Source organism: bacterium (assembly GCA_026416715.1).
Classification (GTDB): domain Bacteria; phylum UBP4; class UBA4092; order JAOAEQ01; family JAOAEQ01; genus JAOAEQ01.
Map to the genome: position 1 here is coordinate 56,459 of JAOAEQ010000010.1, position 16,303 is coordinate 72,761.

The following is a 16,303-nucleotide window of genomic DNA, read 5'->3' on the forward strand; positions in this document are numbered from 1 at the left end:
TTTTGTATTTATTTGCGCGTATCGAAAGTTTTACCTAAAGCATACATTAATATAAAATCAGGAAAAAAATAACCCATCATTTCTTTTCAACAGTATAGTTAAGCGATTCGTTCAACCGCACGTAATCTTGCGCTGCGTGCTCGCGGATTAAACGCGAGTTCTTGCGCACTTGCTCGGACAGGTTTTTTAGTTAACACTCTAACCCGATTCACGCGCGGGCAAGAACATCCTTCCAGCCCTTGCCCGCCACAAACACACTCCCCCTTCAACAATTTAAACTGAATCTTTACTCTTCGGTCTTCTAACGAATGAAACGAAATAAATACTGCTCTTCCATGGAGTGATAAACAATCTATAAACTGCGCTAATGCTGCTTCCAGATTCGCTAACTCTTGATTTACATAGATTCTGATAGCTTGAAAGGTTCTCGTTGCCGGATGGATTTTATTCCGCCGATACCTCGAGCTACGCGAAACCGCAGCACTAATAATTTTAGATAGTTGGTCAGTAGTTCGTATCGGTTTAATAGAACGACTCTGTACAATAGCTCGAGCAATTCGTCCCGCATATCGCTCTTCGCCATATTCTTGGATTATTTTTTCTAGGGCAGATTCTGTTACGCTATTCAACCAATCTGCAGCTGTCATTCGGTTAGAGGTATCAAACCGCATATCTAACGGTCCCGATTGTTGAAAACTAAATCCACGCTTAGGATCATTGAGTTGTAAACTTGACATACCCAAATCAAATAACATTCCATCCACGTGCGAAAATCCTTGCTGGCTTAAAATTTGAGTTAAATTCCGAAAATTGCCGTGCACGAAAATTACTTTCGAAGATACTGCTTGTAATCTTTTTTTTGCAATTTCCAGTGCAGTGGGATCGCAATCAATCCCAATGATGGTTCCCCCACTTCCAATTCGTTTACTTATTTCAAGCGCATGCCCGCCAAGTCCAAGTGTTGCATCCAGATAAACCCCATTCGGTTTCGGGTCCAAATACTTCAATACTTCATCAACCAAAACCGGAAAATGAATTTGCGGCTTATCATGTATCATGCATTTAGTAAGTTATCCGCCGTATCTTCAAATAACGGTTGATTACTAACAGACTGTTGTTCAAATAATGCGGACATTTTTTCTGCGATGACATCAGTATTAGTATTAATTCGTTCAAGGAAATGCTGCCAATTCGATGCACTCCATAATTGCAAGCGAAACGATTCACCAACGAGAACAATTTCTTGTTCTATGCCTGCATACTGTATTAAGTGTTTAGGAAGCACTATCCTGCCTTGTTTATCTAATTCAGTTTCTGTTATACTTCCAACATATAATGAACGTAACTCCATGACGTCTTTTTTAAATTGCGGTAAAATTGATAAACGCTGGATAATAATTTCATATATTGTTGCTGGATATAACCAAAGACAATGTTCAAATCCGCGTGATATTACAATTTTTCCTTGCGATGTTTCACGAAAGATATCAGCAAATTCACGCGGCATACTTATACGGAAATTACTATCAATCCGATGATATTTTTCACCTCGAAATTTTGTTAACATATCTGTAAAATTCTTATTCCATTTTTTTCCATTTATTTCCAGCGCAATAAGTGTATACCTATTTAATCTATTTTGTCAAGTAAAAAAAACTAAATTATCATTTTTTTGTTAACAATTGATTTTATTATTGTTATGTATGTAACTGTTATACCGATGGTTTTAATTGGAAAAAATTGTTTTTTTACAGGTTATTAGCGAATTTATAAAATGATGAATTTAATTTCATTGGGTGTAAACTTAAATCCAATTAACTAGATTAAAAATTTCAAATCTATAGTTGGCGCTTTTTCTTGACAGCAAATCCCTTATTTCTTTAAAATGATTATCACTTTAAACTATTTCAAAAAACAAAAATAATAGAAAAACACACGATAATGAATAGAAAAACTTTTTATGTAACAACACCGATTTATTATATTAATGATGTTCCGCATCTAGGACATGCTTATACTACTATTGCGTCAGATGTTGTGGCGCGGCATAAACGTCTGCAAGGTTATGAGGTATACTTCTTAACTGGGGTAGATGAACATGGTCAAAAAGTTCAGGATGCAGCGGACGCAAAAGGAATAGACCCGCAATCGTTCGTTAACCAAACTGTAGTGCGATTTACTGACTTATGGAAACGATTAAATATTTCCTATACTGATTTTATTCGAACTACGGAACCCCGACATCGACGATGTGTCCAGAAATTTTTTAACGATTTATTAGCTAAAGGTCATATATATAAAGGTATGTATGAAGGGTGGTACTGTATTCCCTGCGAAACGTTCTTTCCTGAAAGCCAGTTAAAACCGGGAAACATTTGTCCTGATTGCGGCCGAACCACACAACGCTTGCGAGAAGAAAGCTATTTTTTTGCATTATCCAAATGGCAAAACCACTGGTTACAATACATTGATTCTCATCCGGACTGTTTGGTTCCAGAAAGCCGAAGAAACGAAATAGTTAATTTCGTAAAAACTGAATTGCGTGATTTATCAATTAGTCGGACAACGCTCAAATGGGGAATTCCGGTTCCAAACGATCCAGGTCACGTTTTTTATGTTTGGTTTGATGCATTAATCAATTATATTTCTGCAATCGGTTATGAAAATAACGAAACGAAATTTAAAAAATATTGGCCTGCAGATGTGCATTTTATCGGAAAAGAAATATTGCGTTTTCATTCGATAATCTGGTTTAGCATGTTGTTTGCCGCAGGACTCGAACCCCCGAAGAAAGTTTTTGCCCATGGTTGGTGGACAGTTGATGGTGAAAAAATGAGTAAATCGAAAGGAAATGTCGTGGATCCCCATGTAATGATTGATCGTTATGGAGTGGATGCATTCAGGTACTTCTTGTTGCGAGAAGTACCATTTGGTGCGGACGGTGATTTTTCAGAGACATCGCTGCGATTACGGTTCGATAGCGATTTAGCAAATGATCTTGGTAATCTCCTATATCGAAGTTTGGTAATGTTTGAAAAATATTTTAATGGGAAAATTCCGACTCCAGGAATAAAACATGAACTTGATACCCAGATTGGTATCCTTCGCAACAAAACAATTCAATCCGCAATCACTCACTACGATAACTTTGCGTTCAGTCATGCTTTATCAGACATTTGGGAATTAATTCGACGGACTAATAAGTATATTGATGAAACAGCACCATGGTCTTATTTTAAAGATAGGAATATTGACCGCGTTGCGACCATTCTTTATGAAATTGCGGAAACAATACGGATTATTGCGTTATTATTATATCCGGTTATGCCGACAACCGCACAACAAATATGGTCTGAACTGGGACTCGAAGTAAAAATCGAAAACGAAACGTATGTAACCCTCACTTCAGAAAATATAATGAAACCAGGATTACAAACTCGACGTGGTAATCCATTATTTCCCCGGTTACAGTCAAAAGGGTAATCCTATGGAAACTATTGAACGACTCAAACAGCAAGTTATTGCCGAAATAGATAAAAATGCACAAGAATTAATTGCATTAAGCATCCAACTCCATGATAATCCGGAGTTATCATTTCAGGAATTCAACGCTGTAGAATGGTTGACTACATATTTATTTAAAAATGGATTCCAAATTGAAAAAGGCATTGCAGAGTTACCAACCGCATTTCGTGCAACTTATAAAGGCACTGAAGACCAGCCAATTATTGGGTTACTAGCAGAATATGATGCGCTACCGAAAATCGGGCATGGTTGCGGGCATAATATTATGGGTGTGGCTGGACCAGGCGCGGCAGTTGCGGTGAAAAATGTTGTACCAGATTTGCCTGGTATCATTCAGGTTATTGGAACCCCTGCAGAAGAAAATGGTGGCGGAAAAATTCTTTTAGCAAAGAAAGGAATTTTTGACCCGTTATCCGTAGCTATGATGGTTCATCCCGGAACAAGAACTGAGGTGGATTATAAAAATATTGCATGTCAATCATTGAAAGTCGAATTTTTCGGTAAATCATCACATGCATCTGCTGCTCCGGAAAAAGGGATTAATGCGTTAGATGCCATCATTCTTTCATACAATATGATCAATGCTTTACGTCAGCATATTCGACAAGATTCGCGAATTCACGGGATTATAACCCATGGGGGAGAAGCTGCAAATATTGTTCCTGCATATGCGTCGGCATCATTTACAGTTCGTTCACCTGATGATAACTATTTAGATGAATTGTTAGAAAAAGTTTTGAATTGCTTTCGTGCAGCTAGCTTGGCGACAGGCGCAAAATTCGAATATCAATTATCGGCAACTCGGTATGCGAGTATGCGAACGAATAAAACATTAGCATTGGCTTTTGAAAAAAATTATCGGAAACTTGGAGTCGAAGTTCAGGAACGAAATCCTGATGCAGGAATGGGCAGTAGCGATATGGGCAATGTTAGTCAAATTGTACCGGCAATACATCCCTCAATAGCTATCGCTCCAGAAACCGTGCAAGAACATTCAATAGATTTTGCTAACGCAGCAATTTCACAAGCCGGACATCAAGGACTGCTAAATGCAGCTAAAGCACTGGCTATGACGACAATAGACTTACTTTTTGATCCTTACCTTCTAATCAATGTGAGAAATGAATTCCAAGAAACAGTTTTACACTAATAATACTAAGGTCCGTGTCGAGTTACAAATCCTTTACTAATAATTCCATTGGTCGGGTCATATTCATATTCTGGTAAACCGATTTCTCGTTCTACAAAAAATGGTATACCAGCTTCTTTAACCCGAGTCCGTTGAGGACCATAACTTGCCAGCCGCCATTTAGCATGCTCATACACTTTGGTCCAAGAATTTGCAAACGGGTCTAGATAGGGTATAATTTGTTCTCGCGTATAATAAATATAGGTGTTATACTGGTCTGTTCGGCTATACCCACTCGGTCCTGCTGTCCACGAATCGCTTCCCGGATTCAGCATATCTTTTGGTATCGAAGAGATATAGGCAATCGGGGTACTTAAGCTTACCAATCGCGGTAAATAATATGGATTGAAATCAGGTGTTCCCCATCCTGGCGGACCACTGCCCCCAATGTTTGCCCAGTAACATAATGGATATGCAGTATTATCTACGTAATAGGACTCTAACGCAGTAGCTAAGGTCTGCATTTCTTTATTAACGCGCGCCACTTTCGTTCGTGTCTGTGCTGCAAGAAAATTGACTATTGCAATAGCTGCAAGAATTGCAATTATTGCGACAACAATCAGTAATTCGATTAATGTAAATCCATAGCTGGCTTTTCTTACGGTCATTTGGGTCATATATTTTTTCCTTTTACCACGTTCTCTTTTGTATAATATGTTTAATTTTCTTTTAAGTTATGTTCACGGCTTGTTTGCATGCTTGTATGATATCTGTTTTTTCATCAGTTGGTACAGCCCGTCCTTCAATTTCAATCCCTTTGGCGACTAACTCATTAAATATTGCACAATCTTCATCGTTAACTGAAACAGATTTTGTAATTTGCCGTTTGCCAGGCTCAAATCGCATTCCGCCAACATTAATACTCTTTACAGCCACACCTCTATTGACTAATTCAAGAACATCTTTAGGACGGGATAGTAATAATATGATATTATCTTTTGCGAAAATATTTTGTTTAATTTTTTCTGCTGCTTCTGCAACAGGAAGAATCGTTACTTTTAATTCCCGGGGAACTACCATCTCGTATAACGCTTTTTGCATTGCATCTTTTGCTACGACATCATCCGCTACAATGATATGGTTTGCATTTAGATACCGGACCCAGCCTACTACCACTTGACCGTGAATTAGTCGATCATCAATTCGAATTAATTTAAGTCCCATAATAAAACAGAATGAAATATTTTGATTTATGACTGTTTTTGTTCTTTCAATTTGATACGACAAAGTTCTGTCGCATTAACCACACCTTCTTTTCCCTTTTCTACAACGCGTTTCGCCAATTCTGATAACGAATATTTATCGCAATTATATATTGCTTCTAATAGCATCGAAAGATTAACACCACAAATTACTTCGATAGGGATATTTTTTCCATACATCCCCAAACAAATATTCGCGGTGCTGCCTCCGAAGATATCTACGAGAACCAGCACGCCATCTCCACGCTCAGCGCTGCGAATTGTTTTTTCAACCTTTTCACAAAGTTGTTGTCTAGATTCATTTGCAGAAAAGGTTATAATAGATACCGCATTACATTCTCCGGCTATTCCGCGACAAACTTGCATCATTTCAGTTGCTAAATTACCGTGAGTAATTAAAACGATACCAACCATAATTCGATATTATAGGATATTATAAAAAGAGAAATTAAACAATACTTTTCCCCCAGGAAGGCTAATTTTATTTTTTCGCAATGATTTTGAAGTAATTAACTGTTGATGAAAGTTTACAAAATCAACAAGACTATGCTATATTATGTACAATGTTATGTTATGTTCCTTCGGTTTTTTGCCATAAACTTCATAAAAAGACTTGACAGAACCTAGCCTATTGGTATATAAGTATATATGTAAACATTATCAATAATTTAACATATTTATTATTTTTCATTTTTTAAATAAAAATTCGCATTTTTTACTTGACAAACTTCTCAAGTAGAGATAAACTTATTTTTGTAAACATAATTTTGTTACTTTATTTTTTGAAAGGAAAGGAGGGAAGAATATGAAGAAAAGTTTATCGCTGTTAGCGATAATCGCCTTAATGGCTACCTATGCGATAGCACAGGCCCCGGTTTATATAGGTGTTCCGGATGTAAAACTCTACGCCGGAAAAAGTCTTTCATCTGCATTTGACTTGGAAGTATATAATACCAAGGACGCCGCTACCACTTGGAGCGTAGTAACCGGGACTGATGTTGCTTCAATAAGTGGCAGTAGTCCGAACTATTATGGTCTTGTGGAAGCTTCATCCACTTGGCGTGCTGTTGCATTTAAAGGCGTCAACGAAGGTGGCGAAGGGATAGCCAATCAAGTAGTGAAATATTCTACTTACTTGGTGAAAAAACTCGGGAGAGTAGCGCTTGGTAGTCCAAGTGATTCAGCGACCGTAGATTTATCTGCTATGGTTAATGCTGCAGGAACACCGAGTTATCCTGGCAATGCGGTTTGGCCAGAATCATTTGCGGATGCGAACGCAGTAGTTGCTGAATCTGGAATCACCGCGAGTATTGATACTGGAACAAAACTGCTCACCGTTAGTAACTCTGCTGCTCTATCAGGAAAGAAACTTGTTCGGATTGAAGCTGGTCCCTCTGCAACTATAAATCCTGCGGATTATGATAAGGGTATTCTTCAAGTATATCCGAATCTCGTGGTTAATGGAAAGTTCAATTCAGGATTATCTGATTGGACTACTCAAGTCTACGGTGACGGTACTGGTATTGGTACAGTGACGGTTGAAGCCAACTACTTAGGCAAGACCAATGTATTTAAAGTTGCCCAGACACCCGGACAAAAAGCGAAAACCACCCAGGTAATTTCGGTTACTCCAAATCAATGGTATACAGCACGCGCGAAAGTTGCCACTGACGCAACTAATATCTAAGCTTCGAAACAGAAAATGTATCTCTACCTGATGGATTTTGCAGGTGGTTCAATTACCCGAAGCGCACATGATATCATCCAGCCAGGACAGGCTGATACAGGTTGGAACGATATGGAAATTTCGTTCTATGCGCGAACCAGTTCACTTGCAGTGCAATTTGTTAGCATTATGGCTGCTGCGTCATCAGCTGGTGCTGCATTGTATTGGGATGATATCGAAGTATTCGCCGCTCCTCCATCAGTTGACGATGCTGAGTTGACGTACGGTAATACAAAAGTTGCGGTTAACAATGGTAGTTTCGATTCTAATACGAGTGGATGGATCTACCAAATTTACGGAGATGGTACAGGAACTGGTACTATCACTTGGGCAGCAAGCCAGAGTGGACGTTCTGGTGTACTCTCCATCAGCCAAGTTGCTGGTGAAAAGATAAAAATATCCCAGTATGGCACCGGAATGGCACAAGAATTTACGCCAGGCAAAAGTGTAAAGCTTTCTGCGTATGTTCTAACCAATGCAGCTGCTGGACAGGGTGGAAAATACTATCTCTATGGATACTCACAATTAGCGGGTTATACTTCTACCAAGAAAAGCTTTGCCGCCATCATTCAACCTGGTGCAATTGGTTCCAGCACGTGGGAAGAAATTAAGGTCGGTGGAATACCAGTAACGCCATATAGTACTCTGCAAGTCGTAGCTATTACGCCGACTGGTAAAGCTGCTCAGACGCATTACGTAGATGATATCACCGTAGCCATGGATAAAGACCCAATCTACTTCTGGGATAGCGCTTTATTCCCATAATAGATTGGTGCAACTTTATCGAGGAACAGTCTAGAATTTACTAGACATTGTAGGGGGAAACAAAATGTTTCCCCCTTTTTTATTTTCAGAAAGTTTAGCGCAAATGTATGTGGTCACGCCTTGAACGAATTAAATTGAAATTTAACCTACCCTTAATCGTAGTAATTCTTTTCTTTTTTTTCTATTTTTTTGATATTCTATTTTTGCGCGGCATGTTTTTCTCATCAGATTTACGGTCGAATGAATTTCAACTCCGTGTCTATCTTGGGCGAACGTTACACCAAGGAAAATTTCCGTTATGGGCGCCAGAATTATTTTGCGGATATCCTCTCCTCGGCGATTATATGGCAGGATTATATTATCCGATAAGTTTAATCTTTTTTTATCTTTTACCAGACATTGCGGCGTTTAATTATTTTATCCTTGTCCATTATCTTCTCATCATGATTTTCGTCTACTATTATGCTCGATTGATTGGTATTTCAAATTGGGGTGCGATGCTCAGTTCGCTCGTATTTACTTTCGGTGGACATACGATTGTTCGTACGGCACAATCTACTCATCTGGTTGCGTTAACCGCATTTCCGATGGTGTTAACCTTGCTAGAATTATATTATCAAAAGAAAAAGCGTCTGTTTTTTATTCTGGCTGCGGTAATCAATGCGATAAGCATATTTAACGGTCATCCAAAAATAATCGGGTTTACGACCATTTTTGCCCTGATTTACCTTGTTATACGAGAGGGAAGCGTTAAACATATTCGAACGATATCGTATTGGAAACAAGCGGGGCTCAATATTTTAATTTTTCTCAGTATAACGATGGGGATTAGTGCAATTCAAATGATTCCTTTCTTTGAACAACAGCAATTCTCGTATCGTGCTGGTGGAGATACCTATGAAAATGCAACCTCTGGTTCTTTCCCTTGGTCTAGATTAATCACACTAATTTACCCCTACTATTTTGGCGGACCCTATGCCTCTCCGGAACTATCATCTATTTTTGTTGAAACCAGCATCTATATGGGAATTGTCAGTTTATTTTTAATCTTGATTGCATTGATACTGCGAAAGCAAGAATTCTATACTAAAATTTATATTTATACCCTCATCATTTCATTCATTTTAGCGCTGGGTAATAATACTCCACTTTATCGTCTTGTATATCCTATACCATTTTTTAGCCATAGCCGAGTCCCGTCGAAAATATTATTTATTACGTCATTTGCCGGCGCGATACTTGCAGGTATTGGATTTGACAGTATTTCTACTTTTTTAACGAAACTTCGAAATACAAACCTTGCTCGGACTATCTTCCGAGAAAGCATCATCATCGGAATTCCTATGCTTATTATCTTCGGTTTAGCTATAACACATACCTATCGTTTAGAACAATTCTCATCCGGAATTTTAGGAACCGATTTTCTTTACGCGCATATCATTTGGCAAACCGGATTGGTTTTCATTACTATCATCCTGATTCTTGTGTGGATTACACAGAGGAAATTATCTCTCAACCTATTAAAAAGCCTTTTTATTGGACTACTATTTATTGACCTGTTCTGGTTTAGCTCTATTCTTAAACAGGACTTAAACAAAGCAATACCTCGTGAATTGAGTCTGCAACCTCCGGCTGTGGTTGCAATTATTAAACAAGATAAATCGGAACTTTATCGCGTGTATAGTTTTTCTAATCAGCTTTATGAAGGATACGATGATATTCATGATAGTATCAGTTTATTAACACGGTTCTCAGGATTATATTATGGTATTCCAACGTTTCATCTGTATGGTCCAGCGAAAATACTCCGCTACTATGAATACCTTGGTGAAATTGAAGCACCGTGGATTAAAATGGCTGAATCGCAACGGACCGAAATGTTGTATAAGAAACTTCCGCTATTATCCGCTGCTAATGTTAAATATATTATTACGAAAATTCCTCTATCACATCCGAATTTGGAATTAGTGAACAAGGGTGGAATTAAAGTATATCGGTTAAAATCGTTCTTACCGCAAACCTATTTTGTTCCTAACGGAGTTGCCTTGAACGATAAGCAGGATATTTTAACCTATTTAAATCGGCCTGAATTCAATCCTGCAGAAGTGGTCATATTAGAGAAATATCCGAACTCGACCTATTTGCAACGGATAAACAATCAATCTGTGAACAATGCTACCATTCGGATTATTGATCAATCGCACCATAAAATCATTTTGGAAACGACCTCAACCGATTCCGGTTTTCTTGTTTTAAGTCAATATTATTATCCCGGCTGGCAAGCGAAACTTGATAATGCCAAAGTACCAATTTATCAAGCGAATTATCTATTTCGTGCGATTGAACTTCCATCTGGAACACATAGGGTAACGTTTCTTTTCCGTCCAAAATCATTCCTTATAGGATGTGGTATATCTGTTGTTACTGTAATTGTTCTTATCGTTTATTTCTTCTTCTTGTTTTATAGACAGCGGAATATCTCATCAACTACTCCTTTCTTGCATTAAACTCGATAATTCGATACAATGGTAAATGATTTTTCATAATGCGTATGACCAAGAAAAGAAAATTAGTTTTTGAATTTGGTTGGGTACTAGTGCTAATTATTTTCTGCGGATGGCTTTTTTTCTTTTACCATCGCTCCCCGCAATATAATATTCTCTTAATCACTTTGGATACTGTTCGTCCAGATTTTTTGGGATGTTACGGTAATCCGCAGGTTAAAACGCCTAATATAGATACCTTAGCCAAACAAGGTGTATTATTTTCTACTGCAGTCTGCGAAATGCCGACAACGACACCATCGCATGCGTCTATTTTAACTTCATTATATCCGCGCGTACACGGAATTTTAACGAACGCATGGAAATTAAACGATAACATTACGACACTGCCGGAAATTCTTAAAGTAAACGGGTATACGACTGGTGGATTTGTCAGTGTTCGGCATCTTGAAAAAAAACTTGGGTTCGCCCAAGGATTTGATACCTTTGATGATAATTTTTCCGGTCTACACCGGAATGCAACCCAAGTAACTGATGTTTCGTTACAGTGGCTCAATTCAGTTAAGAAAAAGAAATGGTTTGCTTGGATTCATTATTTTGATGCGCATAGTCCTTATGAACCGCCGGAACAGTTTGCGCAACTTTATCCTGCGGTAAATAATGGTAGTCAGATGTATGGGAGTTTCAGTCAAATTAGTGCGTTTGAAGAGAAAAAATATATCCCAACGCAAAAAGATATTGAACGAATGCAAGCGTTATACGCGGCTGAAATATCGTATGTTGATAACGAACTAGGGCGTTTATTCAATTCGTTAGATAAAATGGGGCTGCGAAAGAACACAATTATTATAGTTCTCGCTGACCATGGAGAAAGTTTTGACCACGACATATATGCCGCACACGGTCAATCGCTATACGATAGTTCAATTCGAATTCCGTTAATCATTTCCGCACCGCAACTCTTACCAAAAGGAAAACGAATTGACTCACTCGTTCGAACCATTGATGTTATGCCAACGATTTTGGATTTCCTGCGCATAAAATCTGAAACCTTAATGCAAGGGAAAAGTCTTGTTCCAATGATTCGAAATCAACAAACACCTGGAGAACCTTATGTGGTTATCGAACGGCGACATTTTGAAAGTAAAAAGGATTGTTTGCGACGCCATATTCCGTTCGGGGCTCGATACGCTGTCCGTTCAGCAAACTGGAAATATATCTGGAGTGAAACTGCGCCTGAAGAATTATACCATTTACAACGGGACAACCTTGAATTAATAAATATTGCCGAACAGAATCAAAACATAAAAACTGAATATTATAATTACCTGCAGAAATGGTTGCAAGAAAATAGCCGACTCCGGCAATGGGCGTATCAAAAAATTGATGCAGAAACCGCTGAACAACTTCGTAGTCTTGGGTATATACAATAGTTAAACTTCCATATAAAAATCTTTCCCTCCCAATTCAAAATTAACTCAAATTTACATTGTATCCTTAATTGCAATGATTTGAATTGTTCTTTCTAAGTTTATATGGAGTTGAGTGGGTATTGCTTTGAGCAATACCCACTCAACTCCACTATCAGAAACCACGAAAGGAATAGATGGAGTGAGAAAAAGTGGTAAGTTTTAGGAGTTATTGTATATACCCGAGAGACCGGAGCCGTTCTTTAATTTCATCGTCATATTGAGTTTGGGCAGAACTAACCTGTTTTATCTTGAGCCCATCATACGACGGTATTGTCTTCGATAAGTTGAATTGAGCTAGATATTCCGAAATAAAAGCTTCCTTTAATACTTTCCCATCCATATCATCTGCTATGGGTAATCCGGCAGCCGCCAATATGGTAGGAGTAATATCTAAAACGGTAGCAGAATAAATTCGTTCATTCTTTTTAAATTGCGGGCCGGATACAATGATAATACCCGGCGGAGCGTGGAGGTGTGTTCCAGCAAAAGGCAACGTTCCACTTGCTTCCATTCCATGGTCAGAGACGATAATAACGATCGTATGCGAATCGGTTGGTTTGAGCAATTCAGCGAGTAACTCATCCATATATTGATAATAATGCTCAATGATTTTGCTAAATTTAGCTCTATCAGATTTTAAAACATCTGGTGAAATATGAGGAAATTTTTCCGGTTCATAGGTATGCCAATACATATGCTGGATTCCGTCGAGTCCGCGAAGATATATAGCAAAAAAATCAGGTTGATATTTCTGATATAAGTATTTGCCGGCATTGAAATAGAAATCGTCTTCGATAAAATATCGTTTAAGTGGCGCTAATAAACTTGGAGCATAGGGTGCAACATTCCGTAATTGTTCAAAGGTTGCTGTATCCAACATAATGAATCGCTGAAAATCCTGAATGGTTAACTGTTCCGGCTTTCTTTCAAACCGACGAATTGTATCTTCTAAAAATGCTGGATGGATTGATTGCGGACGAAATGTATTCGTCATTTTTTCAACCAACATAAATCCATTTAAGTTGGTATCGACGGGCCATGATGGCCACCAACCAACAATCCCTACTCGATACTTATTCTCATTTAAAATCTCCCAGATTGTTGCGGCACGAATGTCGCGAGCAGAAACTATTCTGGTTTGAACTATTTTTAATCGCGAAAAAAAGTTCCGTAGCCATCTATATCCAAGACTATCTAAATAATCATCTTGAACTAGATGTTGACTCGTATCTTCATGATAATAAATCGGGGTTCGGATGCCAGGTATGGTTAAACTCAAAAAAGAAAATATTCCGTGTTTCTGTGGTAATTTTCCCGTAGCAATTGAAGTCCAGATTAAAGGCGATATTGACGGTTTGAGCGTGGTTAGTGGTCCAGAAACACCGGACTGCATCAATTTGGCAACTTGGGGTAATTTATGTTGCTGAACCAGCGAATGTAATACTTTCCAATCCATAGCATCAATTCCAATAAGCATAATTTTCTGTCTTTTGTTCATTCCACTTGCGGTAAAAGATACAGGGCTAGCAAATGATTGGTGGTGAGCTTTGGCTTGGAATAATGCAGAAACACTTACGGTTACTGTTACACCAGCCAAGATAATATACAGTGTATAGATAATGATTCGTTTGAATTTTCTAGCTAATCCATTATATCGACGAATACTAACCCAACTTAAGCTCGCAATTATGCTTAACAGAAAAAGATTATAGAATAGCTTATTGAATCCATTGGGATTCCCTAAAAGATGTTCAAAAAAGGTTCGACTTGGTAGGTAAAACAATCCGGTTACGTAAATTATCTGGTGATAAAAATAATTTTTTTCTGCGGATAATTTTATCCGAAATAAATGCTGTGCATCATATAAAATAAACTGGATAACGAATCCCAATAACACTGCTATCGCTGTATAAATCAAAATTAAATATACTGTTAATAATCCTGCATCAACTGGATGAAACCACAAATGATTCAACCAAATTAACCAAAAACTCACATACCAACCAAAAATAATGCCGGTGGGCAACCAAATGTGCACTAGATAATTTTTCATAATTAGTCGGAATTCACGATGGTTCTGACAGCCATAATCAATCAAAATTATTAACAACCTGTTTTCTATTATATATTATATCATTAGATGACTAAATGACTGGCTGATAAATGCAAGTTTGGTATTTATGATAAAATATATGTTATAAAGATTCTCGATATTGAATTTAGTGGTTCTATATAGTCGCGGAGATTATGACTTTTGTAATGGCGGAAACTTTCATTGCGCAGAAAAAACGAAAAATCCCTTTTAAATTCTCATACCCTGCCGTGGGTATTTTTTGATTTTTCTTAATTGCTCAACAGAATATTACTCCGATTATCGGGATTTTAACAAGTTATTGGCACCAAAACGGAATTGAACACAGGTTGGTATAACCAAGCGAAAATTATATTCATTTTTGTATTAAATTAAACAAATGAAACGATTTCTACTGTTGCAGTACTAGTTTTACCGCTTAGTAACCTCAATAGCATAGGTTAGTATTAGAATCTTATCAAATACGCTAGATATGGATGTATGTTTGCGGCATTATAATGCCGGAGTATTGAATACATCTCTAAATAGATAACTCCAATGCTCTCGCAGATTATTTTAGTCACGATTGCAATCCGTTTATTTTGCCTACGGATATTTCGGTATCTTTTGCCGCCAGGAAAATATATTTCTTTTACTGAACAGGTAGTTGAACATTTACAGATATTGTCTAAAAAACTTAACGCCACTTTCCTTACTCGGTGGGTAATTAGAGAGCTACAACTCTGTTATCGGTTTCACATTACTCGAGCGAATCAATGGTCTGAAAAAAAACGATATAACCAAAAGTTAAATGAAATCGAAAGCCAACAGCAAGTACTGCAAGTATATTCTTATCCGACACGGATGTCTATTGAAATAACGCGAAATTGTAATTTGCGATGTCAGATATGTCCCCAGAGCTTTCTTGAAGTTGATGGACAAGAAATCTCATCCGATACCATTGATGCTGTAAAATCGCTTATTCCATATCAAGACTACATCGCAGTATTTGGATTCGGTGAATCGTTAACTGCACCACATTTTTTTGATTATCTTGCACGATTACCTTTTACGAACGAACAAACGGTTGCGCTGATTACAAACGGTATTTTGATGACTAAAGAAATATCTCGGCAAATTATCACTAGCCCGATTAATGTTCTGTTGATTTCTCTGGATACGGTAAATCCACAAACGTATCACTTTATTCGCGGAGTGAATTTTTTGCCTCGTCTCATTGAACATATCGAACAATTGAACGAATTAAAATCACAACTGCACACCAATAAACCACAGTTACGGTTAGGGTTTGTAGCTATGAAACGAAATATTGCTGAATTACCTGATTTTATCCGATTCGCCCATCGTGTTGGTGCAGAAGATGTTGATGTCGGGTACCTGAATGTTTTCCGAGAAGAATTGCGTGAAGAATCATTGTATTATGAACCGGAGCTAACGCTTCGATACTTGCTAGAAGCAAAGCAAATCGCGCAAGAACTTAATGTTCGGTTGAATATTCCCGAGTTAGAACGATTTGAGGTAACCAAACAAGGATTTATACTCCGTGAGAAAACTAAGAAACCTTGTGTCGAACCATGGCAGTTTGTTTATATCAATAGTAATGGAACAGTTACTCCCTGCTGTATAAATACGTCTATCCTTGGCGATATTTCTAAAACTCCGTTTTCATTAATCTGGAATAATGAGCTATATCGGCGATTTCGAAAACAAGTCAATACAGCCACCGCACCATATCGTTGCCGATATTGTTTCGATTGTCGCTATAAAGATATTCAAAATATTAATCAGCATATGATTGTGTTACATTCTGCTTAATCAAAATTATCGA

At 37.8% G+C, this 16,303-nt stretch carries 12 protein-coding genes and 1 pseudogene; 7 read left to right on the forward strand and 6 right to left on the reverse strand.

Features of this window, described 5'->3' with window-relative positions; translation table 11 throughout:
• Window positions 1–98 precede the first annotated feature (98 nt).
• Window positions 99–1,058 carry a 16S rRNA (cytosine(1402)-N(4))-methyltransferase RsmH gene (gene rsmH, locus N3A72_05755; GenBank protein MCX7919107.1) on the reverse strand — a complete coding sequence of 320 codons (960 nt, stop codon included), beginning with the start codon at window positions 1,056–1,058 and terminating at the stop codon, window positions 99–101.
• Entirely contained in the window at window positions 1,055–1,567 is a 513-nt protein-coding gene (gene mraZ / locus N3A72_05760) for a division/cell wall cluster transcriptional repressor MraZ (GenBank protein ID MCX7919108.1), read from the reverse strand. The genes rsmH and mraZ overlap by 4 nt, the downstream gene beginning before the upstream one ends.
• A 374-nt stretch (window positions 1,568–1,941) precedes the next feature.
• On the opposite strand from mraZ, the gene metG reads away from it, so the two are divergent.
• Window positions 1,942–3,483, forward strand: a complete 1,542-nt coding sequence (gene metG / locus N3A72_05765) for a methionine--tRNA ligase (protein ID MCX7919109.1) — start codon at window positions 1,942–1,944, stop codon at window positions 3,481–3,483.
• Between the two features lie 4 nt (window positions 3,484–3,487).
• Window positions 3,488–4,675 (forward strand): M20 family metallopeptidase, encoded by a 1,188-nt coding sequence (locus N3A72_05770; GenBank protein ID MCX7919110.1) that lies wholly within the window; start codon window positions 3,488–3,490, stop codon window positions 4,673–4,675.
• A 515-nt stretch (window positions 4,676–5,190) separates the two neighbouring features.
• On the opposite strand, the pseudogene N3A72_05775 reads toward N3A72_05770, so the two are convergent.
• The 3 genes and pseudogenes from N3A72_05775 to N3A72_05785 all read right to left on the reverse strand — a co-directional run bounded on the left by N3A72_05775 (window position 5,191) and on the right by N3A72_05785 (window position 6,330).
• Window positions 5,191–5,322 (reverse strand): annotated as a pseudogene (locus tag N3A72_05775) (prepilin-type N-terminal cleavage/methylation domain-containing protein).
• Between the two features lie 61 nt (window positions 5,323–5,383).
• Window positions 5,384–5,878, reverse strand: coding sequence for a PTS sugar transporter subunit IIB (locus N3A72_05780; GenBank protein MCX7919111.1), 495 nt, complete (start codon window positions 5,876–5,878; stop codon window positions 5,384–5,386).
• A 26-nt stretch (window positions 5,879–5,904) separates the two neighbouring features.
• Window positions 5,905–6,330 carry a PTS sugar transporter subunit IIA gene (locus N3A72_05785; GenBank protein MCX7919112.1) on the reverse strand — a complete coding sequence of 142 codons (426 nt, stop codon included), beginning with the start codon at window positions 6,328–6,330 and terminating at the stop codon, window positions 5,905–5,907.
• Window positions 6,331–6,721: 391 nt separating this feature from the next.
• On the opposite strand from N3A72_05785, the gene N3A72_05790 reads away from it, so the two are divergent.
• The 4 genes from N3A72_05790 to N3A72_05805 all read left to right on the forward strand — a co-directional run bounded on the left by N3A72_05790 (window position 6,722) and on the right by N3A72_05805 (window position 12,344).
• Window positions 6,722–7,603: a hypothetical protein gene (locus tag N3A72_05790; protein MCX7919113.1), complete on the forward strand. Its 882-nt coding sequence runs from the start codon at window positions 6,722–6,724 to the stop codon at window positions 7,601–7,603.
• A 30-nt stretch (window positions 7,604–7,633) separates the two neighbouring features.
• Window positions 7,634–8,407, forward strand: a complete 774-nt coding sequence (locus N3A72_05795; protein ID MCX7919114.1) for a hypothetical protein — start codon at window positions 7,634–7,636, stop codon at window positions 8,405–8,407.
• Window positions 8,408–8,514: 107 nt separating this feature from the next.
• Window positions 8,515–10,914, forward strand: coding sequence for a YfhO family protein (locus tag N3A72_05800; protein ID MCX7919115.1), 2,400 nt, complete (start codon window positions 8,515–8,517; stop codon window positions 10,912–10,914).
• 44 nt (window positions 10,915–10,958) lie between these two features.
• Complete coding sequence (locus N3A72_05805; GenBank protein ID MCX7919116.1) at window positions 10,959–12,344, forward strand: sulfatase-like hydrolase/transferase; 1,386 nt, start codon at window positions 10,959–10,961, stop codon at window positions 12,342–12,344.
• Between the two features lie 205 nt (window positions 12,345–12,549).
• Here the strand turns inward: N3A72_05805 and N3A72_05810 are convergent, their stop codons facing one another.
• Complete coding sequence (locus N3A72_05810) at window positions 12,550–14,436, reverse strand: alkaline phosphatase family protein (protein MCX7919117.1); 1,887 nt, start codon at window positions 14,434–14,436, stop codon at window positions 12,550–12,552.
• Window positions 14,437–15,012: 576 nt separating this feature from the next.
• Here N3A72_05810 and N3A72_05815 point away from each other — a divergent pair.
• Window positions 15,013–16,290, forward strand: a complete 1,278-nt coding sequence (locus N3A72_05815) for a radical SAM protein (GenBank protein MCX7919118.1) — start codon at window positions 15,013–15,015, stop codon at window positions 16,288–16,290.
• Window positions 16,291–16,303: the final 13 nt, after the last annotated feature.

Coding starts and splice junctions, on each gene's coding strand:
- N3A72_05780 (MCX7919111.1), bottom strand. CDS start 5,878: ATGGGACTTAAATTAATTCGAATTGATGATCGACTAATTCACGGTCAA.
- N3A72_05800 (MCX7919115.1), top strand. CDS start 8,515: ATGTGGTCACGCCTTGAACGAATTAAATTGAAATTTAACCTACCCTTA.
- N3A72_05805 (MCX7919116.1), top strand. CDS start 10,959: ATGACCAAGAAAAGAAAATTAGTTTTTGAATTTGGTTGGGTACTAGTG.
- N3A72_05790 (MCX7919113.1), top strand. CDS start 6,722: ATGAAGAAAAGTTTATCGCTGTTAGCGATAATCGCCTTAATGGCTACC.
- mraZ (MCX7919108.1), bottom strand. CDS start 1,567: ATGTTAACAAAATTTCGAGGTGAAAAATATCATCGGATTGATAGTAAT.
- metG (MCX7919109.1), top strand. CDS start 1,942: ATGAATAGAAAAACTTTTTATGTAACAACACCGATTTATTATATTAAT.
- N3A72_05810 (MCX7919117.1), bottom strand. CDS start 14,436: ATGAAAAATTATCTAGTGCACATTTGGTTGCCCACCGGCATTATTTTT.
- N3A72_05785 (MCX7919112.1), bottom strand. CDS start 6,330: ATGGTTGGTATCGTTTTAATTACTCACGGTAATTTAGCAACTGAAATG.
- N3A72_05770 (MCX7919110.1), top strand. CDS start 3,488: ATGGAAACTATTGAACGACTCAAACAGCAAGTTATTGCCGAAATAGAT.
- N3A72_05815 (MCX7919118.1), top strand. CDS start 15,013: ATGCTCTCGCAGATTATTTTAGTCACGATTGCAATCCGTTTATTTTGC.
- N3A72_05795 (MCX7919114.1), top strand. CDS start 7,634: ATGGATTTTGCAGGTGGTTCAATTACCCGAAGCGCACATGATATCATC.
- rsmH (MCX7919107.1), bottom strand. CDS start 1,058: ATGATACATGATAAGCCGCAAATTCATTTTCCGGTTTTGGTTGATGAA.